Origin of the sequence: Streptomyces glaucescens, from assembly GCF_000761215.1 — a bacterium.
In the GTDB taxonomy this organism is placed as follows: Bacteria; Actinomycetota; Actinomycetes; order Streptomycetales; family Streptomycetaceae; genus Streptomyces; species Streptomyces glaucescens_B.
This window is the reverse complement of record NZ_CP009438.1, coordinates 7300874-7325408: the sequence shown is the minus strand read 5'-3', so window position 1 is coordinate 7325408 and position 24535 is coordinate 7300874. Positions and strand designations below refer to the sequence as shown.

Here is a 24535-nt window from a genome sequence, read left to right as displayed (position 1 = left end):
GCCGCACGGGCGCCTGCCGCATGCTGATGAGCCCAGTGGACCTCAAGTCGACTCCACCAGCGACCCGGCGCCCGTCGACCCGTCGCTATATCGACCCATCGACCCGTCGATCCGGCCGGTGAAGGCGGACTCACACGGCTGGTCCGACGGCACTCCGGTGCTTGCGACAGAGCGGTCTCAACCGGTCTGCGGCCGTCTGATCACCCACCGCCTCGGAGATCACCGCTTTCGACCCAGCGGATCTCCCGTCGCCAAAAGATCAGATCCACGTAGACTCGGCGTTGATTTCATTCGGCAAATCTGAGCGACTCGAACAATGAAGTTCATGAACTTAACAGCCGAGGGAGTCCGGGGTCAGGGTTGCCGTTCTGGATCACCTGTCAACGCTGTCAAACTCGGCGAGCTCCCGTAATAAACGTGGCACGTCAGGATCCTATAACCGGCAACGAAAATGCCCGTTACATTAATCGGGTGCATTTGTTAGCCTGATAAGCGTACAGCGGGATTGATGGCTATGGATGAGATCCTCTCGTCGGCCGCCATGTCCTTGGTGGGGGCGATGGCGACAGATGCATGGCAACAGGCACGAGCGGCCGTCGTTGCCTGGTGGCGGCGTGTACGTCCGGATCACGCGGACCGAGTGGATGCCGCGCTCGTGGAGTCGCGAGAACGTGTGCTGGCGGCCCGACAAGCAGGGGATGACAGCGGAGAGTCGCGCTTGGTCGCCGATTGGAATTCTCGTTTCACCATGTTGCTGCGGGACGACCCTGCGCTGGCGGACGAGCTGCGGCGACTCTTCGAAGAGGAGATCTTTCCACTCCTGCGCCGTGGGGACAGCACTCGCACCGGTTCACGTGAGTTCCGGGCCGAGGCATCGGGACACGGTCGCGTATATCAGGCCGGGCGTGACCAGATCATTCACGAATCATGAGCTCCGACAAACAGACCCGTGATGGGAAGAATGTCCGGTTCAACGCCCAGGCTTCGGAGCGGGCGAGAGTATTCCAGGCATGCCGGGACCTGTACGTCTCGGAAAGGGATCTGCACCTGCACTACGAGGACGGTGTGCGCTCGACCCGTCGCGCCCACCCTGCCGCCGAGTCTCAGGAGTGTCCCTATCCGGGACTGGCTTCCTTCAGCGTCGAACAGGCACAGTGGTTCTTCGGCAGGGACGCGCTGGTGGCCAGGCTTCTGGTCAGGCTGGATGCCTGCCTCGCGGTGGGCGGGGCGCTGGTCGTCGTGGCGCCTTCCGGCGCGGGAAAGTCGTCACTGCTCCGAGCCGGCCTGCTCCCCCAATTCGCCTGCGGAGCCCTGCCCGGCTCAGAACGCTGGCCACGCTTGTGGCTGACCCCGACCGCACATCCCATGGCAGCCCTCGACGCGGCCCTGCCAGAGGTCACGCGCAGCAATCGCGGGGCGGTCGGCGAGGGGACGCATGGACCGATGTGGGGACCGCACGTCCAGCGGCACGCGCAGCCGACGAACGACGACAGCGCCGAATGCCGTCTTGTACTGGTCGTGGACCAATTGGAGGAACTGTTCACTCTGTGCTCCGACGAACGGGAGCGCAGGGAATTCCTGGACACGGTCCTGCGCCTGGCCGATGCGGGCCCTGACGGTGCACCACCCGTCGCCCTGGTCGTCTTCGGCCTGCGCTCGGACTTCTACACCCACTGCGCCACTCACGCGGGCCTCCTCCATGCCCTGGAACGCAACCAGGTGATCGTCGGACCGCTGTCTCGAGCGGGAGTACGGGCGGCGATCCTCCATCCCGCCCGCGCGGTCGGACTGGACGTCGAACCGGGCCTCGTACAGATCCTGTTGCGTGACCTCGGTGCGCCGGAACTCGACTCCACGCAGCCGGACACGGACGAAGCCGACGCCTATGAGGTCGGGCGGCTTCCGTTGCTCGCTCATGCATTGCGGGCCACCTGGCTGTGCCGTGCGGGTCACGTCCTCACGGTGGACGGTTACGAGTCCACCGGTGGCATCGCCTACAGCGTGCGGGCCGAAGCGGACCGCTGCTTCGACGGTCTCGGCCCGCAGGCGCAGCGGACAGCGCAGTCCGTCTTCCTGCACCTGATCAAGTTCGGTGACGGCCCCCATGACACGCGCCGGCCCGCGCGATACGAAGACCTGCTGGGCAACCACGCTCCCGCCGACGAGACAGCCGAGGTCATCGAAACGTTCACCCGCGGACGGCTGCTCACCCGGGAGCACGACACCGTCACCATCACCCACGAAGTGCTGCTGCGGGCCTGGCCACGCCTGCGGCACTGGATCGAGGCTCACCGCGCCCGGTACATGGTCCGCCAGCGGCTGGAGGAGGCGGCCGCCGCATGGCAGGAGGCCGGCCGTGACCCGGGGCTGCTGTACCGGGGTCACCGGCTGGACGAGGCCCGCGCACTGGTCGACGAGAAGGACACCGGCGAATGCGGCCCGGTCGTCTCCGCATTCCTGGCCGCCTCGCTACGGCAGCGGCACCGCACCCGCCGGATCCGCCAGGCAGTCACCGCCGGGCTGACGGCGCTGGCCGTGCTCGCTGCCGTTTCCGCCGCTCTCGCACTGCACCAGCGCAACACGGCACAGCAGGAACGCAACGCCGCCATCCTCGGTGAGACACGCGCCCAGGCAGACCTGCTGCGGGAGACGGACGCCTCGCTGGCCGCCCAACTGGATCTCGTCGCGCACCAGATGTCACCGGACACGTCGACGAGGACCCGGCTGCTCAGTGCCCAGAACGTCCCACTGGCCACGGTGCTGAGCGGCCACACGGACCGGGTGAATGCCGTGGACTTCAGTCCGGACGGACGCCTGCTGGCCAGCGCGGGCGGCGACGGCACGATCCGGCTGTGGAACACGGCACGCCCGGACCAACCGGCGCCACTGGGCGCTCCGCTCAGCGGGCCCGAAGGCGCACTGCGGACACTCGCCTTCAGCCCGCGGGGACGCTTCCTGGCCGGCGCGGGCGACGACGGCGCCCTCCACATGTGGGACGTCCGCGACCCCCGTCGATCGACCAGGCTGGACACCCCCGCGGGGGACGGCACCGGCGCCCTGAACACGCTCGCCTTCAGTCCGGACGGACACACCCTGGCCACAGCTGGACACAGCGGCAGTATCCGCCTGTGGGACACCACTGACCCACGGCACCCACGATCGCTCGGCGAGCCGATCCCCTCCCCCGCCGACGAGGTGCACGGAGTTGCCTTCAGTCCCGACGGCAAGCTGCTCGCGTCCGGTGGCAGCGAAGCGACCGTGCGGTTGTGGGACGTAACCGATCGAGGGAATCCGTCCCCTGCGGGCCGAACGCCTGACATCGCCTTCAAGGCGGGCAACCCGGGCTTCGCCCAGGCGGTCGCGTTCAGCCCCGACGGCCGCACACTGACCGCGGCAGGCAGTGACCAGACCGCCCACCTCTGGGACATCAGCAACCCCGCCGATCCGGAGTCGCTCGAGAGCCCGGTCAGCAACAACGTCGTCAACACCGTCACGTTCTCCGACAGCGGCCGGCTACTGGCTTTCGGCGGGGACGACAACACGATCTGGCTGGAGAACGTCCTCGCTCCGGACAAGGTCTGGGACCTCACGCAGCCCTTGACCGGCCACACCGGGCATGTGCTGGGCCTGGCCTTCAACCCCGGGGGAACCCTGCTGGCCAGTGCGGGCGCCGACCACACGGTCCGGCTGTGGACGGTCCCCCGCACGATCTTGAGCGGGCACACGAGTTACGTCGACACCGTGGACGTAAGCCCTGACGGACGTCTGCTCGCTTCAGGCTCCGAGGACAACACCGTTCGCCTGTGGGAGGTCGGGAACCCGACCAGGCCCCGCCCGCTCAGCGCGTCGATCCGCGGCCGGGCCCCGTATGTCAACTGGACCGACTTCAGCCCCGACGGCAGGACACTTGCCGTCGCCGCCGGCCCCGACATCCAACTGTGGGACGTCACCGTGCCGACCACACCCATGCCACTCGGCGAGCGGCTGCACAACCCCCGCAAGAACTTCCTCGCCGTCGAGTTCACTCCTGACGGGCGCACTCTGGCCGGAGGCAACGGCGACGGCACGATCGCACTCTGGGACGTCTCCGACCCAGCACGGCCCACTCCCTTCGGACCACCGCTGAACGCCCACGCGGGCGACATCACTCGCTTGGCCGTCAGCCCGGACGGCCGCACGCTGGCCGCCGCGGCGCAGAACGGCACCGTCCACTTGTGGGACATCAGCAAGCCCGCGCGGCCGACAGCCTTGGGCACTCCGGTGCGCGCCAGCGCGGACCCCGTCCAGACGGTCGTCTTCAGCCCGGACAGTCGTACACTTGCCGCTGCCGGAAACGACGCCACGATCCGGTTGTGGCGACTCACCGACCGCGCATACCCCACCCCGGCAGGCCCGCCCCTCACCGGGCACAAGGACACGGTCTACACGTTGGCCTTCCATCCGGACGGAAAGACGCTGGTCAGTGGCAGTTTCGACACGACGCTCCGCCTCTGGGACGTCGATGAGAAGGGCCGCGGGCAGGACCACGGGCTGCCGGTGACCGGTGTCATCGACTACGTCAATGACGTGGCCTTTTCTCCGGACGGGCGCTTCCTCTTCGTGGGCACTGGTGAAGCAACCGTACACATCCTGCCGCTGTCCACGCAGACGGCCATCGACTACGTGTGCCGGACGACCGGAGACCTGCTGACACCGGAGCTGTGGAAAGCGTACGTTCCACAGTTGCCGTACGACCCTCCGTGCCGGGGACGCTCCTGAGACGTCGTGGCCCTGGAGCCGCTCGTACGCGGCATCCCACCCATCCGGTCCCGCCGCTGGCCCCACCTGCGGGGCGCCGGCCGACTGCCGCTCCTTCGGTGCGGCGGTCGCGTCCGGTGGCCGCAAGGGGCCGACCGCGCGGGCGCATGCCGCATGCTGATGGGCCCAGTGGACGTCGAGTCGACTCCACCAGCGCCCCTGCGACCCGTCGACCCGTCGCCCCGTCGATCCGGCCGGTGCACGCGGACTCACGCGGTGGGCCCGACGGCAATCCGGTGCTCGCAGTTCGCCCGCATCACTCCGTCATGGGCAGGCACTCGGCGAGCAGGCCGACGATGTCCTGCCAAGCCCGCTGCGCGTGCCGAGGGTGATGACCGACCCCGGGAAGCACGCTGTGGTCGACCGGTGGGTGATGGAAGGCGTGCAAGGCGCCGCCGTAGACCACGAGGCGCCAGTCGACGCCCGCGGCCTGCATCTCGGCGGTGAAGGCGTCCCGTTGCGCGGGCGGCATGATCGGGTCTTCCGACCCGACGCCGGCCCACACCGGGCAGTGAATGCGCGCCGTCTCGCCTGGTCGCCCCGTGGTCAGTCCGTTGACTGTCGCGATGGCGCGCAGGTCGACGCCGTCACGCCCGAGTTCCAGCGCGATGGCGCCCCCGGTGCCGTAACCGATGGCTGCGATCCGGTCCGGGTCGGTCCGCGGCTCGGCGCGGAGCACGTCGAGCGCCGCGTGGCCGATGCCTCGCATCCGGTCGGGGTCGGCGAGCAGCGGCATGCAACGGGCCAACATCTCCTGAGGGTCACTCAAGTAGCGGCCGCCGTGGAGGTCGAAGGCCAGCGCCACGTATCCCAGCTCGGCGAGCGCATCGGCCCGGCGGCGCTCGACGTCGCTGAGGCCTACCCCCTCGGGCCCGACCAGGACCGCGGGCCGGCGGCCGACACCGGCCGGGAGCGCGAGGTGCCCGATCATCGTCAGGCCGTCGGCCGCGTACTCGATCGTGCGTGTTGCAACTGTCGTCATGCGCCTGGACTGTAGTGATCGCCGAGCGCGCTCGGGCCGGTGTTCTGCCGCTGGCAGAAGGGAGGTCTCTGGCGCATTGTGCGGAACCATCCCCCCGATCGCCCAACCCCATCGCGTCTCCCGGCGCGAACGCGCACGTGACGCCGCCATGCCAGCGGCACTTCCTACCGTGACGAGCCGTGTCCCCCACCGACCGCGGCTGTCCCTCCGGCTGGTCGTCCCGGCCGTCTTGACGGGCCGTTGATCGTGCAGTCGGCAGTCGGTGGCCGGCTGCCCGATGGCGTGGAGGGGGGAGCGACTGTCACGGGCTGTGGTCGCGGCCGTCCCGTGGGGCGAAAGCTGCGAGGGCGTCGGCGTCGGACGCGCGAGCATGCAGGAAGTAGTCGGTCCACTCGGTGATGTCCGGGTAGGAGGATTCCCGGCTGAGCCGGGTGGCTGCGGCCTGGATGTCGAAGTGCGTGGTGCGGAGCTCGACGCCCGGTCCCAGGAGGGCCCAGTGCGCTCCGGTCCTCCCGTAAGGCATGCCGATACTGCCGGGGTTGATCACGAGCCGGCCGTGGGCGAGGCGAACGAACGGCATGTGAGTGTGGCCGCAGACCACGGTGCGGATGCCGGTGTCAAGTCCGTCGAAGACCTCCTTCCAGCGGTCGAGGCGGGAGTCGACCAGGACGACTTCCTCGTCATCGCGAGGGGTGGCATGGCAGAACAGGACCTTTTCCAGGCCCTTCACGGACAGGGAGAGTGATCGTGGCAACGAGTCCAGCAGGTCGAGGTGTTCCTCGCGGAGTTGTTCGGCTGCCCAGGGGGCGATGGGATCGGGGATCGTGCTGCGCTGCCCCCGGCGGTACTCGAGGAGTTCGCGGTCGGCGTTGCCGCTGATCCAGGAGACGCGATCGCCGAGGCTGGTCAGCAGGTCGAGAACCTGGGTCGGTTGCGGGCCGGCGGCAATATCCCCCGTGAGTACGATGCGGTCGGCTGTGACGACGTCTGGTTCGGCGAGCACGGCCTCCAGGGCCGGCAGGACTCCGTGAATGTCGGACAGGACGGCTACTCGGTTCAGCATGGTCTCCACTGTGTGGTGAGGACAGCCGAGCCGTGCGGCCTTTCGCCCGGCGCGTAGTGCGAGGGGGCCGCCCGGCGTGTGGGGTCGCCCGGCGTGTGATGACTCGACGACCACGGCCGCCTCGCTCGCAGCGAAGTCCACGGCGATGAGAGGGCACCACCTGCGCCGGCTTCCTGCGGCGGGCGGTGGTCTTCTGGTGTGAGGGAGGCGGCCGGGGTGCGGCGCGGCGTCACTTGTCCAGGAAGAGCAGGTTCTCGGTGCGCTCGATCATCTTCAGGGAGCCGCCTTGGGACACCGTGACCAGGTTGTGCAGTCCGGTGACGGTCTTGCCGTCGGGCAGGACGCGGTACTGGTCAGCGGCACCGGCCAGGTAGGCCTCGAACCCGTCGAGCGAGGAGCCGGTCCTGGAGTCCAGGTAGTCCGTGAGCCGGCGGAACAGCTTGGGAAGGAGCACCTGGCCGGTCGGGGTGTCCGTGATCGAGTCGATGTCGTCGACCACTGTCCCGTCGTAGGTCCTGTCGACGCGCCATACCCCCTTCTTCGCCGCGCGCGCCTCCATTGCCGCCGTCCTGAGGACGTCACGCAGGTAGCCGGGCAGCCCGGGGTAGAACATCGGGTACGCCAGCCCGCTCTCGACCAGGTGGTGGTTGACGGTCCTCTCCCTCAGGAACTCCTCGTTCGGCGTGAACTCGTAGCCGCTGTAGACGGGCGCGGTGCCTTTGCAGACCAGGGCCACGCAGCGGCCGTAGGCGTCGGCGCCGCTGGTGAGGATGAAGCCGGACACCTTGTCGGGAACGGTCTTGACGGTGTGGTTCTCGTGGCGCTCGACGCTGGTGAACCCGAGCCAGGTCAGGAGCTCGTCACCGGCCTCGTCGGCGAACTTCCGCGGCTGGCGACGCTCGGGGCCGTAGATGCCGTCGTAGTGGGTCTCCAACGCGTCGACGCCTTCCAGGCGCACGTTCGCGCGACCGTCGGCCTTGGGGACGATCCTGGCGCGGCCGCCGACGAGCTTCCAGTCCGCCACGTCGTCGGGGATGAAGGGAAGAGTGTCCCCGTCGGGCTTGGAACCGCCGTTCACCCGGAACGAGCCTTTGATCAGCAACATGGCCATGGCGACTCCCACGGATCGAGACCGAGCGGTCACTGTGCGCTACATCGACCACTGAGCGTACACGCGATCCGGGGGACGGGCGGGCAACGACGACAAGCGCGCCTCGGCGATCCTGCGCGCCTGCCGCTCCCAGCCCCGCATCGAGGCCGTCCTGCGCCGCTTGCGCAGTGAGTACCGTAGCGTGGCCGGGATGAGCGACCTCTACGAACTCCAGCTGATGCTCGATCTGCCCGACTCACTTCCGGCCGGTGACGTCGCGCTGTTGCGCTGGCATCTCGGGGACAGCGCAGAGGAGTCGCCGGAGCCGGACGCCTACCCCATGCTCTCTGCCCGGGGACCGGCGGCGAGGATCGGAGGAACGCTCGTCGGCGACCTCGCACGCAGCGAACGTGGCTGGGCACTCACCGCCCGGCAGGAGGTGCACCCCGACGAGTTCGACCAGCTGCGCAAACTCGTGGAGTGGCTCGCCGGACGGACCAGCACCTCCGGCACCGTCGGCTATCTGCGCTTCCTGGAGCACGACATTCCCGACGTGCTCGTCGCCGACCCCGCTGCCGGCACCGCGCGGCGCCTGACCCTGTCGCCCGGACACTCCACCGAAGCCCAGCTCATTCCCGACCCCTGGAGTTGATCACGCACGCGCATCGCCTCCCCGACCGTCCGGGCATCGGTCTTTCCCTGAACCTCCTTGGCTCCGGGCAGGTCGAGCGGCCCTCGGGGCCGCAGTCGCTCGATGATGGCTGGCGCCGCGGCAGACGGGTCGTGAGGCTGTTGCCGTGTGCTGGGGCGTGGTGCCGGCCGTACGCTCCGGTGCGCCCCCGGAAGCTCTCTCCCGGGCCGTGGCCGGCGCGGCGCACGGTCGAACGCATGGGACCTGCAGGAGAAGTGGCGTGTGCGGGGCGCGGTGACGGAAGGTGCCCGCACGAAGCCGTACTGATCGGCGTCGACGTGCCTGTGTACCGGTGTGACGACTGCCGGCACTACTACGAGCTGGACGAGACGATGCCGGAGCGCCGGGCGGCTCCGGATGACGGGCTGACCCGGCCGATGGGAGACCCGGGGGAGGTCGGGAAAGAGGACGCGGCTCAGAGCCCCTGGCGGCACGTTTCCCCGCGGCGTCCTGGCGGTGAGCGAGGTGCCCGGACGCGCGCGGGTGAGAGCGCCGGTGCGCAGGCTGAGGCCATGCCGGGCCGTGGCCACTCGCCATGACGAACGTAGCTACGCCTTCCCTGGCACTGCCACCGCAGCAGCCCGGGCGATGGGGGTCCGCATGTGAGCGTCCGGCCGGACCTGGTCAGTCCTGCGGAGAGGGAAGCGGGGCCTGCAGCTGACCGGACGCCACCTCCAGGACCGCTTTTCCGGAGATCCGTCGTCCGCGCAGCGCCTCGGCCGCCTCCTCGAAGCGGGCCCAGGATCCTTGCCAGCCGATCTCGACGGTGAGGGACCCTTCGGCGGCCAGCCCGGTGAGAACGGCCAGGTCCGCGCCGACATCGCCTTCGATGACGAAGGACGTCAGCGACTTGGCCGGGCCGACCGTCGCATACGGCGGAAAGGCCGCCGGCTCCCCGGACGTCCAGCCGACGCTCTGCACGCTGCCCCCCGGAGCGAGCAGGTTCCATGCCGCGACCAGTTGGGGGCCGCCGACGCTGTCGATGACCACGTCGACCGGTCGCCGAAGTCCTTCCAGTCCGATCAGCACCTCGTCCGCGCCTGCTTCGGCCAGACCCTCCCCGCGCGCTGCCGAGCCCACGGACGCGGTCACGTGGGCACCGGCCCGCGCCGCGAGCTGGACGGCGAACCGGCCGACCCCGCCGGAGGCCCCGGTGACCAGCACCCTCTTGTCCGGTCCGAGTCCGGCGGCCCGCAGCGAGCGCAGTGCTGCGACTCCGGCGACCGGCAGAGCGACCGCCTTCGCCAGGTCCAGGCCCTTCGGCACCTCGGCGAGCGCACCCACGTCGATCGCGACGCGCTCGGCGAACGCCCCCGTGGTCAGGGCCACCACCTGGGTGCCCACCGCAGGGCCGGTTCCGTCCGCTGCAGCCTGCACGACCACTCCGGCGGCGTCCGAACCGAGCACCGCACCCAGGGGGACCCGTCCGGAGCGGGCGTCGTTGAGGTCGCCGTAGTTCAACGAGGCGTGGGAGACGTCCACCAGGACCTGGTCCGGCCCAGGCACGGGGTCGGGTACCTCGGCGAGGCGGACGGCGGCGGATGCGGACGGATCGACGACGAGAGCACGAACAGACACGTCTTCCCCCTTGGTCTACGACGTGTGACAGCAGTCATCATCGGTAACCTTGCCGGTCGTCGGAAGGAGGCACTTCTGTGTCACGCAGTCACACTCGTGTTACCGAGGCGCTGAGAGACGAGGCCTGCCCTGTCACCGAGGTGCTCGACCGCGTGGCGGGCAAGTGGAGCATCGGGGTTCTGATCGCCGCTGCCCACGGCCCGGTCCGCTTCACCGAACTGGAACGCGCCATCCATGGCATCAGCCGGCGGATGCTCACCCTCAATCTGCGCAGGCTGGAGCGGGACGGACTGCTCGTTCGCACCGTGTATCCGACCGTGCCGCCCAAGGTCGAGTACAGCCTCACGCCCATGGCCCGGGAGCTCCACGCTTCGCTGACCGGGCTGGTGGGCTGGGCCGAGCGGCATCGGTCTGCGATCGCCGAGGCGCGCGCCGCCTACGACGCCGCGGCGGAGCAGAGCCCCGACGTCGGATGAACGGGCCCGGATCGGCTCGCGCTTGGGCGCGTTCGCAACAGCTGGCGGGTAGCCAAGGGATCACCCGCGTCACGAGACCTGCAGTCAGTCCCCTCCCGGCACCGGCCTGAGCAGGGGGCGGACGCGTAGGCAGGGGCCCGACACGGCCGACGGCCTGATCCCGGGCCAGCGGCTGCCGCGCACGCCGCTCGACGACGATCACGGTGTCTTGGAGTTAGCCCTTGCCGGACGGCTCCTGAAGGACCGGGCTGAGGCCGGCGCCGACCAGGCCCCCCGGGTCGGCGCCGACCAAGTCCCCCGCCCTCTGGCGTCGGTCAGGACCGTTGCGGTGGCCGCGCTTGCCTCCTTGCGCATGGATGGTCGCCGCCGCGGCCACTCGCGCGTTCCTCGACACCACGCTGCGGCCCGAGAACGGTGACCCGGTCGGCGTTTCGCCGGCCTACGGCGATCTCGGCGTCCGCCGGCCGGACAGCAGCCGCTGAACGCCGCGCCGCGCAGTGACGGCGCATCAGGACGATCAGCTTTCGGACCGCTTCGGGGACTGTTCACACAGAACTGGGTTGTCTTTTCAAACTCACCCGGGCTACCTTGCCACCTGTGACAGTTGGAAAAACAAACTCACCTGCCTCTGGGCGCCTTGCCGCCTGGATCGTCTCGGCCGGCGTCTTCGTCGTGAACCTGGACCTGTTCATCGTCAATGTGGCCGTCCCCTCCCTCAGCAGCTCCTTCGACGGTGCCTCGCTCGCCTCGCTGTCCTGGGTGCTCAACGCCTACGCGATCGTCTTCGCCGCACTGCTCGTCGTGGCCGGCCGGCTCGCCGACCGGTACGGCCACCGCAACGGCTTCCTGCTCGGGCTCGCCGTCTTCACTGTGGCCTCCGTGCTCTGCGCCCTCGCACCCGGCGCCGGCTGGCTGATCGCCGCCCGGGTGCTGCAGGCCGCCGGAGCCGCCACCCTCATGCCGACATCGCTCGCGCTGCTGCTCGTCAACACCCCGGCCGAACGCCGCCCCCGGGCCATCCGGGGATGGGCGGCCATCGGCGGCATCGCGGCGGGTCTGGGGCCCGTGGCCGGTGGACTGCTCGTACAGGCCGACTGGCGCTGGATCTTCCTCGTCAACGTGCCGGTCGGCGTGGCCGGCCTGGCAGCCGGAGCGCGCGCGCTGCCCGATGCCCGCCCGGACCGGGAAGGACCACTGCCGGACCTCGCGGGCGCCGCCCTGCTCACCCTCGGGATCGGCGCACTGGCTCTCGGCCTGGTCAAGGCCGAGGCCTGGGGCTGGAGTTCACCCGGTGTCGTCGGCGCCCTCGCCGCCGCGGCCGTACTCGGCGCGGCCTTCTGGATGCGGTCGGCCCGCCATGCCGCACCGGTGGTCGAACTGCCGCTGCTGCGCGTCCCCGCCTTCACCGTCGCCACCGTCGCGGCGCTGCTCTTCACCGTCGCCTTCGCCGCGATGCTGCTCACCTCAGTGCTGTGGTGCCAGCAGGTCTGGGGCTACTCGGCGATCCGCACCGGGCTGGCGATCGCACCGGGACCACTGGCCGTACCCGTGCTCGCCATGACCCTGGGGCCGGTCGTACAGCGCATCGGCGCGGGGCGGACGGCGGCGCTCGGCTGCCTGCTGTTCGCCGGAGGTCTCCTCTGGTGGGCTCTCGCACTCGGTCCCGACTCGCAGTACGCGACCACCTTCCTCCCCGGCATGCTGATCACCGGCATCGGAGTGGGTTTCGCCCTGCCGACCCTGGTCGGCGCGGCCGCCGCGGCCCTCCCGCCGCACCGCTTCGCCACCGGGTCGGCCGTCACCACGATGGCCCGCCAGACGGGTTCCGTGCTGGGCGTTGCCGTCATGGTCACCCTCCTCGGCGAACCGCGCACCGCGCACGCCGCGCTCGCCGGGTTCCGTCACGGCTGGGCCGCGGCCGCGGCGGCCGCCGGCATCGCAGCCGTGGCGGCGTTCTGTCTGCACCGACCCACAGCCGCTGCGCCTCGGCCTCCGGCGGAAAGCCCGGTCGCCGAAGTCCGGTGATCGTGCGTTCGGGGGACGGTGCCTCGGACAGGGGAACCGCCGGCTCACACCGTGTGGCGTTGCGCGCGAGCCATGGACCGGGCGGCACCAGGGGCCGGGTACCCAGCAGGGAACGACAGGCCTGGAGCGGCGCGTCCGGGCGATGAGTTCACGGTCGACGAACGGTCTACCCAGTGAACCGACCGTTCTCGACAGGAGCGCCATGTCCACCATCCAGCCCGTCATCGTGACCGCCGACCTGGAGGCCCTGCTCGGCTTCTACACGGAACTGTTCGGCGCTGAGGAGATCTTCCGGGTGCCGGCGCAAGGCCCCGTCTTCTACCTCGGCCTGCGTATCGGCGACACCGACCTCGGGCTGGTGGCCAGGGCGAACCCGGGGACCGGGTCGACGTCGCGGATCCTGCTCAGCATCGGGGTCGGCGATGTCGACGGGACGCTCGGCCGGGTGGAGTCGCTGGGCGGCTCGGTCCGCAGCGGCCCCAACGACATGCCGTGGGGACAGCGCGTCGCCCACATCCAGGATCCCGACGGCAACCCGGTGAACCTCACGCAGGCGATCCCTGCCCGGTGACACTGTGCCGGGGCGAGCGGAAGCCGAGCGGCAGTAGCTGGTCGTGCGGCGTCGGTCCCCGCCGAACGGCCGTAGTGGCCGCGGGTGAGCGGCCTCGTCATCGGCGATGGGCGCGCACCCGGCACCTGACGGCGAGGCCCGGGCACCCGGTGACAGGGCGCCGGCACGCGGTGAGTGCGATGCCCGAACTCGGTTCCTCGTACGAGAGTTGGTCGGCATAGTGGTAGGCCGTGACGATCTACGAGTGCGGGAGGCGGGCGTCGTGACCCGGATCGGCGAGATGAAGCTCAGTGACGGGACCGCGGTGCGGGTCGAGGTCGACGGGCAGCAGGACAGCGGGATCGGCCGGGTGGGCCGCGGGTCGGCCTCCGACGTCGTCCGGGGCTCCGCGGACACCCTGCAGGAGGCGCTGGCGCACATCAGGCCGGCGGTCGAGGCGGTCGCCGACAGCGTGCGGGGCCTGGCCAGCCGGCCCGACTCGGTGAGCGTGGAGTTCGGGATCAAACTGTCCGCCGAGGCGGGCGTCGTGGTGGCGAAGGCGGCGAGCGAGGCCAACTTCGCCGTCCGTCTGGAGTGGGACGCACGAGACCCGGGATAATCGATCGCATGTCGGCGTTACGGGGTGAAGCGGCGCTGGAGTCGGGTCTCGTCCGCATCCGCGGCACCGGCCGGATCGTGGGCGCCGGCTTTCTCGTGGCCCCGGACATCGTGTGCACCTGCGCGCACGTCGTCGCCGACGCGCTGGGGCTGCCGCGGGACACGGAGACCGCCCCCGAGGGGACCGTGCTCGTGGAGTTCCCGCTGGCGCGCGACGCGGACGGTGCCGTACCTGCCCTGACGGCCCGGGTGGTGTCCTGGCAGCCGGTGCGGGCGGACGACAGCGGCGACGTGGCCCTGCTGCGTCTCGACGCGCCGCCGCGGCACGCCCGCCCGGTCCCGCTCGTCGACGGCACGTCCGTCTGGGGACACGCGTTTCGCGCGTACGGCTTCCCGGACGGTGGTGATCATGGCATCTGGGCCAACGGCACCCTGCGCGCCGCCCAGGGCGCGGGCTGGGTGCAGATGGACGCCGGGCCCGACAGCCCGCACGTGACGAACGGCTTCAGCGGGGCGGCCGTGTGGGACGACGAGCAGGGCGGCGTCGTCGGCCTGGCGGTGGCCGCCGGGCACGGTGCCCTGGCGGGTACCGCCTTCCTGGTGCCCTCCGCCGCACTCGTGGACGAGCGGGTACTCCGTCCGACGTGTCCCTTCCGCGGCCTGGAGGTGTTCGAGGAGGAGGACGCCGCCTTCTTCCACGGCCGCGACGACGACATCGACCGGCTCGCCGCGTCGATCGCCGACCGCCCGCTCACCGTCGTCGTGGGGCCCTCCGGATGCGGCAAGTCCTCACTGATCCGCGCCGGTGTACTGCCTCGGCTGCGGGCCGGCGGCACCAGCGTCACCCTGCTGCGTCCCGTACCGGGCACGGAGCCGCACACGCTGCTGGCACACGCGCTGGTGCCCGTGCTCGAACCCCGCGTCGCGGAGGTCGACCGCCTGGGTCGCGCCCAAGAACTGGCACGGCTGCTGGACGGCGCGTCCGGGGCCCCGGAACGGGCGGACGGGGGCGGGGACCCGCAGGCCGTGACCGCCGTACGCGCCTCGCTCAAGGAGCGCACCGGCCCGGGCGGGCACCTCGTCGTCGTGGACCAGCTGGAGGAGTACGTCGACGCCGCACCGTCCGCGGCGCGTACCCTGCTCCGCCTGCTGCTGGCCCTCACCGGTGACCCGCGTGAGGACGGCGGCCGCGGTCTGCGTGTCGTGGCAACGGCGCGTCACGAGTCCCTGGGCGCACTGCTCACCTCCGAGACGTCCGGCTCGTTGAGCGAGGCCGTCGTCTTCCTGGCGCCGCTCGACACGGCGAACCTCCACCGTGCGGTCACGGGGCCCGTGGACGCCGTACCGGGTCTGTGGCTGGCGCCGGGGCTCGCCGAGCGCATCGTCGAGGACGCCGGCCAGGCACCCGGCCGGATGCCGATGGTGGAGTTCACCCTGACCAGGCTGTGGGAACGGCGCGAGCGTTCCATGCTCACCCACGCCGCGTACGACGATCTCGGCGGAGTGGCCGGCACCGTCGCGGGCTACGCCGACGAGGCGTACCGAAGACATGTGCCCGAGTCCGACGAGGAGGTGGCCCGGCGGCTGTTCGTGCAGCTCGCACGGCCTGACGACCAGGGCGGGTACGCGCGGCGCGCCGTCCCGGTGAACGGCCTCGACCCCGCCGCCGTGGCACTGGCCCGGCGGCTCGCTCGCGGCAAACTGGTCGTCATGGGCCGCACCCTCGACGGCACCGAGATCGTCGACCTCACCCACGAGGCCCTCACCCGGCTGTGGCCCAGGCTGCGCGCCTGGCTCGACGAGAGCCGCAACTTCCGGGAGTGGCAGGAACAGCTCCGCGCGGACTTGGCACGCTGGGAGGCGAAGAACCGGGAGGCGGGCGCCCTCCAGCGCGGCAAGACCCTGGCCGAGGCCATGGAGTGGCTCCAGTCGCGGCCCCACGACGTGACCGGGGACGAGCGGACCTACATCGAGGCGGGCCGCCGCTACGAGCAGCGGACGGTCCGCAGGCTGCGCGCCGGTGGCGCGGTGCTGCTGGCGCTGCTGCTGGTGGCCGGCGCGCTGGGCGTGGTCGCGTGGCGCAGCAACCAGGAGGTGCAGGACCAGCTGCGGGTCCTCGCCGCCCGCGCGCTCGCCGAGGAGTCCGGCCGCCGGCAGGCTCAGGAACCCGCGACCGCCGTGCAGTTGGCGCTCGCCGCCTGGCATGCCGACCCGACGGCGCCGCAGGCACGGGAGGCGCTGCTCGGTCAGTACGTGCGCGCTCAGTACGTACGCGGCATGTACACGGGGCTGTGGCGGGGCCGCGTCCAGGAGCTGGTCGCCACCCCTGACGCCCGCACCCTCGTCGTGCGCTCCAAGCCCGACGGTGAGGACCCGTACGAGGTGTCGGTCGTCACCGGGGCGCTGGACGGCCGTCCACGCCACCACACCCTCGGCGGCGTGCCCAGGACCGAGCAGCGCGGCGCCGTCAGCGCAGACGGGCGGCACTACGCCGTGGCCATGCCGGACGGAACGGTGTGGTTGTGGCGCCTGGGCAGGGCCGGCAGCGCGCCGAAGCGGCTCGGCGAGCGGCTCACGGAGGAGGGCGACCTCGTCGGCGCTCGGCTCGACTTCAGCGCGGACGGCACCCGGCTGCTGCGGCAGTTGAACATCCACACCCGTGGCCGCCCGGACGCGAAGCCGAGGGCCGTCCTCGACGTATGGGAGCTGGACAGCCTGGAACCCGTGCCGGTGGCGGACACGGTGGTGTCGACCGCCGGAAACCAGACCGTGCGCTTCGGCACGGACACCGACACGGTCGAGGTGACCACCAGTGACTCCGACGACGCCCGCACGCCCGACGGGTCCGTGCTGCGCGACCTGCGCACGGGACGCGTCCTGCGCGAACTGCCCTACGACGACGGCTCCTCGGAGCGCCTGGCCTTCGACGACGCCACGGGCGCCTACGGCTACGAGAGTCGAGACCTCTCGGACGGCAGTTTGGTCGACGTCGCCCTCAGCAGGCGCGGCACCGACGACACGTACGTGACCCGCCTGCCGCTGGACGACGAACCCGGTTACAGCTCCGTCGAACTGGCCGTCGGCCGGAGCAAGGACGGCGGACTGACCGTCCTCTCCCCCGTCGGGAACACCCTGGTCGCGGCCCGTGCGTCCGCCGCCCCCCTGCCCGACCGGTCCATGGACGCCACCGACTCGGTGCTGTCACCGGACGGCCGCAGGGCCGCGTGGCTGACGGACAGCGCCCTGGAGGTGGCGGACCTGGTGGGCGGCGGCACCGCCACCCGCGCCCTGCCCCGCGCGTACACCGAGGGCGGAGGCCGAGGGCTGGTGTGGACCCCGGACGGGGACAGACTCGTGCTCTTCAAGGAGGGCGAGACACACCTTCACGTGTACGGGGCCGACGCGCTGGCGGAGCACGTCGACGTGGAGCTGGACCCGGACGGCGCCTCCGGCGGCGACCACGGCCGGGTCAGCACGGTCGAAGCCCTGCCCGACGGGGACGTCGTCGTCCTCACTCGGACGGGCCGTCTGCTCACCGTGGATCCGCAGCGGGGCGTGCGCACCGCACAACCGCTGGCCATCGAGCGTTCGTCGCGTCCCCGGACGTCCCTGTGGGCCAGGGACCAGCTCGCGGCCCGGCCCGGCCACCCGCACCAGGTCGCCGTCGTGACCTTGAACGACCGGCAGCAGGGGCGGGTCCAGATCTGGGACGTACGGGCGCGGACGCGGACGCACGTCCTGGAGGGCGACGAGGTGAACGCGGTCCTCGATCCGGAGGACCCCGACAACCTGGCCTTCTCACCGGACGGCCGCTACCTGATGGTGGCCCACAACGACGGCAGGCTGCACCGGTGGGACGTCGAGAAACGCGAAGTCGTCGGTGGCTCGGTCGTGCTTGAGACGAGCGACCGCCTCGTGGGCATGACCGGCGACGGGACGGTGATCACGGCCGAGGGAGACGGCGGTTACGAGCTGTGGGACCCCGACGGCGTCCGGATCGGCACCGTTCCCCACCACGCCTACTCGGGCTCGGTCCTGCGAGGTACGCGGCTCGTCATGGAGAGCGAGGGGCTGCGCTCCGTGTTCGACGTGCGCCCGGACGCTTGGTTCGACCACCTCTGCGCGAGCGTCGGCCGTGCCTTCACCGAGGCGGAACGCGAGAACCTCCCTCCCGGCACCCCGTCGGAGCCCCCCTGCCAGGACGGATCCGGACGGTCGTTCGAGAAGGCGACGGGGGCCGTACCGTAGCCGCGATCGATATCGATGATGACGCCGATCCGATCGCGCGTGTTCAGGCATCCTCATCAGCCAGGCGGTGGACATCACATGACAGTCGGAGCCGCCCCATTCTGGTGGAACTGCACGGTGAGCACTGCTCCGCCGTCGGCAGCGGCAGGCCTTGCCGGTCGGTCGGTGCCAAGGCGTCAGCCAGTCGGTGACCGTTGTCGAATGGGCACTTTTCCGTCTGATATCGAGGACCTGACGGACCTCACGATCCTTCCCGAGCGTGCTGTCCTCGCGCCGAGGCCCCGATGGAGGAGGAAACCGCAGGCTAAGGGGACGGTCCGATTCCTGCCCGCATGAGTGGGGAGTTAGCGGGAACGGGGCGGATCTTTGTGCGATTGCTGTGACAGGTTGTGGGCGCCCGTTGGCCACAGGGCCGTCGGGGTCTGTCTTCCTGTGGGGGAAAACCATGCGCAAGCGTGCCTTCGGCATGCCGTTTCGGCGTGCCCGGAAAAGATCAGCCGCAGTCGCGGCGGCACTGACGGCGGCTGCCCTGGCCACCGCCGTCCTGCCCGGCGCGTACACGGCCACCGCCGCCGACGAACCGGTTTCGGCCTGGGGCCCGGGCAGCCCGGACTTCGAGATGCCCGCGGTGAAGGTCGGCCCCAACCGCCCGGTGCCGTCCGAGCCGTCGAGGAACCCGACGGACGAGCTCTACGTGCCGTGGCAGCGGGAGCAGCGCGAGCGCGTCGAGCGCCCCGCGAACGGGCCGGCCGGCGCCAAGCACGCCTCGTCCCGCACGACGGCCGCCTCCAGCTCGGCGACGAGCATCGTCCCGGACGGGCAAGGTGATGTGCCCTGGCACCGTTACACGAGCTTCGCCATCACGGACACGCTGAGGGCGAGGGTCGACTACTCGACCGGCAACCTGATGCTGACGGCTACGGACTTCGACATCGCGGGCGTCGGGCAGCGCTTGCAGCTGGCACGGACGTACAACTCGCTGGACGCCCCGTGGGGCCGCGTCTCGCAGCGCTGGTGGCAGCAGTACGAGCGTTACCTGTCGGTCTCCGGCACAGAGGTGATCTTCTACGACGCCTCCGGTGCCACCGTCCGCTTCACCAAGAACAGCGACGGCGCCTTCACCACGCCGAAGGGCTACTCGCAGGATCTGCGGAGGAACACGGACGGCACCTACACCCTGACCAAGTGGAAGTCCGGGTCGAAGGAGACCTACAACCAGTACGGGACCCTGACGAAAGTCACCGACCGCAACAAGGGCACGATCACCGTCACCCAGCACGACGTCAGCGGTGAGAACAAGGGCTTCAAGCTGACCGAGACCCGCTCGGGCCGCTGGATCGACCTCGTGAAGACCTCTCCTTCCCAGTGGCAGGCCAAGGACAACACCGGCCGCACCGCCGTCCACAACCTCGACCCATCCGGCAACCTGGCCACCACCACCGACACCGAGGGCAAGACGGTCACCTTCCACTACGACTCCTCCGGCCGGATCGGCAAGATCACCACGGACGAGGGGCGGGTGACCGCCTTCACCTACGACGACGTCAACCGCGTCACCTCCATGCTGCGCGGCACGGGCTTCAACAGCGACGGCCACACCGGCCCCACCTGGACCTACAGCTACACGGCCGCCTCGCCGACCGCGGCGGGCACGACGACGGCCAAGGACCCGGAGCTGCACTCCACCAAGTACGCGCACGACGGCGACGGCCGGGTCACCGAGGTCACCGACCATCTCCAGCGCACACGGTCGACCAAGTTCGACGCCAACAACAACATCGACACCGCCACCGATGCGATGGGGTCGGGTACGACGCCCGGCAACGTCACGGACTACGGCTTCGACGCCCGCAACAACCTCGCGTCCGTCGCCGTGCCCACCGGGGCGAAAACGGTGAACACATGGCAGACCATCGCCGGCGGGGACGTGCCGAAGGACTCCACGAACGCCGACGGCGAGAAGACGGCCTTCACCTACGACACGGTCGGCAACACCACCTCGGTGGCGCAGACCGGCACCGGCGGCGGCAGCGTCTCCTTCGACTACAACCCCGCCACCCCGACCTGCGGCGGCTTCGAGGGCCAGCGCTGCAAGGCCAGGACGAAGATGACGTCGACGAAGACCGTCGTCACCGACTTCCACTACGACGGCAAGGGCAACCTGGACTGGGTCCAGCCCCCCGCCCCGCTGGCCCGGACCACCTTCACCTACGACGACCTGGGCCGCACCAAGACGGTCACGGACGCCCGCGGCGTCACGATCACGTACACCTACGACAACCTCGACCGCATCCGCACCGTGACCTCGCCGAACACGGTGAAGGTCGAGTACTGGTACGACGGCGACGGCAACCTCGTCCAGCGCTCCGACGGCACCGGCACCACCACGTACGAGTTCGACCCGCTCCAGCGTGAGACGGTCCGCCACCTCCAGGACGGCTCCCAGACCCTGCTCGCCTACACCCCGGCCGGCAACGTCGACTACTACCGGGACCCGGCCGGCACGGTCGACTACACCTGGAACGAGGTCAACAAGCTCACGCAGCTGAAGGACCCGCAGGGCCGGATCACGTCCTACACCTACAACAACAACGACGTCCGCACCACGACCACCTACCCCGGCGGCACGGTGCACAAGGTCGACGTCGACAAGTCCAGCCGTCCCACCTCGATCAGAGCCACCTCGCCCCAGGGCACCCTGATCGACCTGTCCTACACGTACGGCTACGGCACGAACGCCGCCACCGACGGCGGCAAGATCCGCACCTCCACGGACACCGCCCGCGGCACCAAGCGGACGTACACCTACGACGGGGCGGGCCGCTTCTCCTACGCCAAGGAGGAGAAGGCCGGGGCGATCACGGATTCCTGGCAGTACTGCTACGACCTGGCCGGCAACCTCACCTCACAGGGCACCGACCAGGGCTGCCCGCGCGGCACCACCTACTCCTACAACGACGCCCAGCAGCTGACCGCCAAGTCCACCACCAGCGGCCCCTGGTCCTACGACCAGATCGGCAACGAAACCGCCGGCGCCTCCACCGACGACTACGCCCGCACCGGCGAGCAGTGGACCGACCACTCGCAGATGTCGTCGATCACGGTCGCCGCCAAGACGTACGCGGGGCAGTACGGTTCCACCGACCAGAGCGAACGCATCCGCCTCGGCGACACCTTCTTCCACAACGGGCCGCTCGGCCTGTCGGCGAAGACGACCGCCGGTGTGGACATGGGATTCAACCGTGAGCCCGGGGGCACCTTGAACTCCATGACGACCGGGGGCAAGACGTACTTCTACCTCACGGACGCCATCGGCAGCGTGGTCGCCCTGGCGGACGCGGACGGCAACAAGGTCAACACCTACACCTACAGCCCCCGCGGCGTCCGCCTCCTCGCCCAGTCCTCCGAACCGGTCGCCCAGCCCTACCGCTTCGCCGGCGGCTACCAGGACCCCACCGGCCTCTACCACTTCCGGGCCCGCTACTACGACGCCAACATCGGCCGCTTCACCCAGCCCGACCCCTCCGGCCAGGAGAAGAACCCCTACCTCTACGCCGAAGGCGACCCCGTCAACCGCATCGACCCCAATGGTCTGCTGTCGTTGGACATCGGCGGCGAAGCCTGCTTCTGGATCTGCGGCGGCGCCGGCGTGAGCATCAACGAGGACGGCAGTGTCCGTCCCTATGTCAGCGCCGGCGTCGGTACACCTGGTGGCAGCGTTGACGCCAGTCTCGCCTCCGGCTCGGCCGACCGAGGGTGGACGGGTGAGGTCGCTTGCGGTTTCGGACCGCTCGAAGCGTCCGTGAGTACTGACGGCAGCGAGGGCGTGGGCACAGGGGGCAGCACCGGCAAGTGCTCAGGTACCGCCAAATACACCTTCTGACAGCTTGGGAGACCCCGCATGCTTGCTCTCTTCGAAGTCGCCAATGACCGACCCGACGGGCCGTCGTGGTCTCCCTACCTGGCCATTGGCATGTTCATCATCGCCATGATCTTCGTCGGCATCATGTACGCCAAGCGGCGTCGCTGACCACACAAGCACGCGTGCGAGGGCTTCTCCAGCGGAGGGGCCCTCGCCGCCCTATTACAGGAGCTGTCGTTTTGGTCATTGTCGTGGGCGCTCTCATCACCCTGTTCGGTCTGGCTACAGCCCTCATGGGCCCGCGTGTGGCGAACACACTCAGCAGACGGTCCGGCGGACGGTTCGAGGCATCCAACAGGCTCGCCTTCCGTGTGATCGGCACGGTCCTGGCGGCCGCAGGACTGTTCTATGCCGTGACGGGTCAGTAAAACCCTGACCGCGGAACCCTGGTGTCGATCCTGCGGCGGATCCGCCACCAGCCACCAGGTCATCGCTCGCGGGGTCACGCCCTTCTCGACGGGCACCTTCCGAGGTGGCCGTGTCCCGGGAACCGCCGGCGCCGCCTCGCATCGCGATCTCAGACGCACCGCCTCTCGTCGTGGACGGTCGGTCCTCCTGTCACATGGTGGTGTCCAGCCGCGGCTTCCGCTTCACGTCGGTGACCTGCACGTCCTCCGTCTCCGGAGCCCCGAACACCTCCACGATCACCCCGCTGCCGGTGCCGGTGACCTCCAAAACGGCGTGACCGCCCATGAAGCGCAGATCGACCCGGGCCCGGGGCAGGCCCCCGTGGTCCGGCATGCGGTGCACCCGCGCCGCCGGGTAGTCGAGGCTTGTCAGCTTCGTACGCATCGCGTCGTAGCCGGTCGCCTTCGTGTGCGTGAACGCCTCGACGACGCGGCTCGCGTGCCAGTCGCCGTAGCACTTCTCCGTGCCGGGCAGCAGAACCTCGGCCGGCTGCTCGGTCTTGGCGGAGCCAGTGGCGGGGCTCGGCGGCTCGGGCGCGTCCGAGGGAAGGGGAACGGGAGTCTCCTCCGCGTCCCCGGGAACGCCCGGCGGGGTCTCGCCCGGCCCGTACACCGGGGTGGGCTCCTCCTCGAACACCGGGCCCTCGGGCACGGGCACACCCTCGTCGCCCTTGTCGCCCGTGTCGCTGGGTGCGGCCGGGGAGCAGGCGTCGATCGCCTGGCCCACCAACCCGATGAACCGTATCTCCTGCTCTTCAGCGCCGAGTTGGTCCTTGGGCGACGTGGTCGCCTTCACGGCGCTGCCGGCGCGGGCAGCGTGGCCGGAGGCGGCCTGCTGGGTGCCGCAGGCGGACAGGACGAGGCAGCCCAGCGCGGCCACCACTACGGGCTTCGGGAAAAATCTCGATCGCATGCACGCATCATGCTGACGCCTGCCGCCCCAGGGCATGAGTACACGTACTCACTCCGGCACGAGTTGCCAACTTCCCTGCACAGACGGCCCTTTGAGGGTCGAGGTCCGCGTCGAGGTCGCCGTCGGCCTGTGCGGTGGCGATCCGCTCGGCCAGGAACTTCCGCCACCGAGTGGCAACGCCATACAGGCGGGCGCGCAACTCCCCTGGTCGGCCGTCGAGTTCGCAGGACGCCGCCGTGACGCAGCAGCCATGGGGAAACGGGCCTGGACGCCTGCTGTACGGCGGGTGTCGACGATCCGTGCCTGTGTGCGCCGGGCCTCCTCCGCTGCTTTCCTCACCCCGCCGGATCTCTCCGGTGGGCTACCCCATGACCGCGCGGGCCGTGTCGAGGAAGGCTGACCGGTTGCCCTCCAGGTAGTCCCGCACGCTCTCGCCATCGGGAAGGCCTTCCCATACGGCTCGGTTGAGGTCGAGGAAGTGCGCGTGTGCGGCCTCGTGCACGGGTGGCGGGAACTGGACGCGCATGAGCCGGTCCGCGACCCAGAAGCGGTACATCACGTCCCGGGTCGTGAGGTACCAGGCGTCCGTTTCCTCCCATTCGGAGGGGCGAGTGTACGCGCAGCGTTCCGCCTCTGCCGACACCTCGATGAACCTCTCCAGCAGTGCCAGCCGTTCGGCGCGCCGGGTTTCCGACAACGCGATCTCCTGCCGTTGCTGCTCAGTACGTTCCGCTGACCGCTGAGTTCTGTACTGCACGAGGTAGGACAGGACGCCGCCGAGGAGAACGCCGCCCAGCGATATGAGTGACACCCAGACCTGACCTGACATGACGATCATCGTCCCACAGCGTCGATCTGCGGGCCGCCCTTGGTGCGGCTGGTGTGACCCACGGCGCCCGAGCCAGCCGTCTTGGACAGCCCGGTTCGCCGGGCTGTGCCGGAGCGACTTCATCCGGCTGGTGACAGTGCCGCGGCGGGATGGCGCAGACGTAGTCCGCAAAGCCTGCGAACTGAGCCCGCCGTGCAGGAGCAGGAGGCACCGAGGGGGCGGACCGCGCGTCAGCTCCGCCCGCGACTGCTCTGCCTGCCTGCGGTACGAGGAGGCCGCCGACGCCTGCTCGCATGCCGCGCGGCCACCGCTCTGTCAGATGAGTGAAGGAGCGCGGGGTATCCGA

17 protein-coding genes are annotated in these 24535 nt (G+C 70.2%); 10 read left to right on the top strand and 7 right to left on the bottom strand.

What is annotated here, in order from left to right; translation table 11 throughout:
• The first annotated feature begins 514 nt into the window (after nt 1–514).
• Entirely contained in the window at nt 515–931 is a 417-nt protein-coding gene (locus tag SGLAU_RS35385) for a hypothetical protein (RefSeq protein WP_078957987.1), read from the top strand.
• A complete protein-coding gene (locus tag SGLAU_RS31525; protein ID WP_078957986.1) occupies nt 928–4758 on the top strand; it encodes a WD40 repeat domain-containing protein in 3831 nt (1276 codons plus the stop codon). The genes SGLAU_RS35385 and SGLAU_RS31525 overlap by 4 nt, the downstream gene beginning before the upstream one ends.
• Before the next feature lie 295 nt (nt 4759–5053).
• Here the strand turns inward: SGLAU_RS31525 and SGLAU_RS31520 are convergent, their stop codons facing one another.
• The 3 genes from SGLAU_RS31520 to SGLAU_RS31510 form a co-directional block, all read right to left on the bottom strand.
• On the bottom strand, nt 5054–5779 hold the full coding sequence (locus tag SGLAU_RS31520) for a dienelactone hydrolase family protein (RefSeq protein WP_043505980.1): 726 nt from the start codon (nt 5777–5779) through the stop codon (nt 5054–5056).
• A 301-nt stretch (nt 5780–6080) separates the two neighbouring features.
• Entirely contained in the window at nt 6081–6842 is a 762-nt protein-coding gene (locus SGLAU_RS31515; RefSeq protein WP_043505978.1) for a metallophosphoesterase family protein, read from the bottom strand.
• A 229-nt stretch (nt 6843–7071) separates the two neighbouring features.
• Nucleotides 7072–7953: a thermonuclease family protein gene (locus tag SGLAU_RS31510; protein ID WP_043505977.1), complete on the bottom strand. Its 882-nt coding sequence runs from the start codon at nt 7951–7953 to the stop codon at nt 7072–7074.
• Nucleotides 7954–8143: 190 nt separating this feature from the next.
• Here SGLAU_RS31510 and SGLAU_RS31505 point away from each other — a divergent pair, with 190 nt between their 5' ends.
• Nucleotides 8144–8584, top strand: a complete 441-nt coding sequence (locus SGLAU_RS31505; protein ID WP_043507333.1) for a hypothetical protein — start codon at nt 8144–8146, stop codon at nt 8582–8584.
• A 663-nt stretch (nt 8585–9247) separates the two neighbouring features.
• Here SGLAU_RS31505 and SGLAU_RS31500 read toward each other — a convergent pair.
• Complete coding sequence (locus SGLAU_RS31500) at nt 9248–10201, bottom strand: zinc-binding dehydrogenase (RefSeq protein ID WP_078957985.1); 954 nt, start codon at nt 10199–10201, stop codon at nt 9248–9250.
• A gap of 77 nt (nt 10202–10278) precedes the next feature.
• On the opposite strand from SGLAU_RS31500, the gene SGLAU_RS31495 reads away from it, so the two are divergent.
• The 7 genes from SGLAU_RS31495 (at nt 10279) to SGLAU_RS36790 (ending at nt 22148) form a co-directional block, all read left to right on the top strand.
• On the top strand, nt 10279–10677 hold the full coding sequence (locus tag SGLAU_RS31495; RefSeq protein ID WP_043505976.1) for a winged helix-turn-helix transcriptional regulator: 399 nt from the start codon (nt 10279–10281) through the stop codon (nt 10675–10677).
• A gap of 597 nt (nt 10678–11274) precedes the next feature.
• Nucleotides 11275–12702 carry an MFS transporter gene (locus SGLAU_RS31490; protein WP_078957984.1) on the top strand — a complete coding sequence of 476 codons (1428 nt, stop codon included), beginning with the start codon at nt 11275–11277 and terminating at the stop codon, nt 12700–12702.
• A 202-nt stretch (nt 12703–12904) separates the two neighbouring features.
• Nucleotides 12905–13273, top strand: coding sequence for a VOC family protein (locus tag SGLAU_RS31485; protein WP_043505975.1), 369 nt, complete (start codon nt 12905–12907; stop codon nt 13271–13273).
• A gap of 244 nt (nt 13274–13517) precedes the next feature.
• Nucleotides 13518–13871, top strand: a complete 354-nt coding sequence (locus tag SGLAU_RS31480; protein ID WP_244315296.1) for a CU044_2847 family protein — start codon at nt 13518–13520, stop codon at nt 13869–13871.
• A gap of 8 nt (nt 13872–13879) precedes the next feature.
• Entirely contained in the window at nt 13880–18118 is a 4239-nt protein-coding gene (locus SGLAU_RS31475; protein WP_043505974.1) for a trypsin-like peptidase domain-containing protein, read from the top strand.
• Between the two features lie 445 nt (nt 18119–18563).
• Entirely contained in the window at nt 18564–22001 is a 3438-nt protein-coding gene (locus SGLAU_RS36795) for an RHS repeat-associated core domain-containing protein (RefSeq protein ID WP_279628016.1), read from the top strand.
• 18 nt (nt 22002–22019) lie between these two features.
• The gene (locus SGLAU_RS36790; protein ID WP_279628015.1) at nt 22020–22148 is read left to right on the top strand and encodes a hypothetical protein; all 129 of its coding nucleotides are present in this window, start codon (nt 22020–22022) and stop codon (nt 22146–22148) included.
• Between the two features lie 450 nt (nt 22149–22598).
• Here the strand turns inward: SGLAU_RS36790 and SGLAU_RS31460 are convergent, their stop codons facing one another.
• The 3 genes from SGLAU_RS31460 to SGLAU_RS31455 are packed head-to-tail and all read right to left on the bottom strand — an operon-like array spanning nt 22599 to nt 24198.
• Complete coding sequence (locus tag SGLAU_RS31460) at nt 22599–23360, bottom strand: hypothetical protein (RefSeq protein ID WP_043505972.1); 762 nt, start codon at nt 23358–23360, stop codon at nt 22599–22601.
• Between the two features lie 7 nt (nt 23361–23367).
• Complete coding sequence (locus tag SGLAU_RS37005; RefSeq protein ID WP_412556275.1) at nt 23368–23709, bottom strand: TetR family transcriptional regulator C-terminal domain-containing protein; 342 nt, start codon at nt 23707–23709, stop codon at nt 23368–23370.
• Nucleotides 23710–23721: 12 nt separating this feature from the next.
• Entirely contained in the window at nt 23722–24198 is a 477-nt protein-coding gene (locus SGLAU_RS31455; RefSeq protein WP_078957983.1) for a hypothetical protein, read from the bottom strand.
• Nucleotides 24199–24535: the final 337 nt, after the last annotated feature.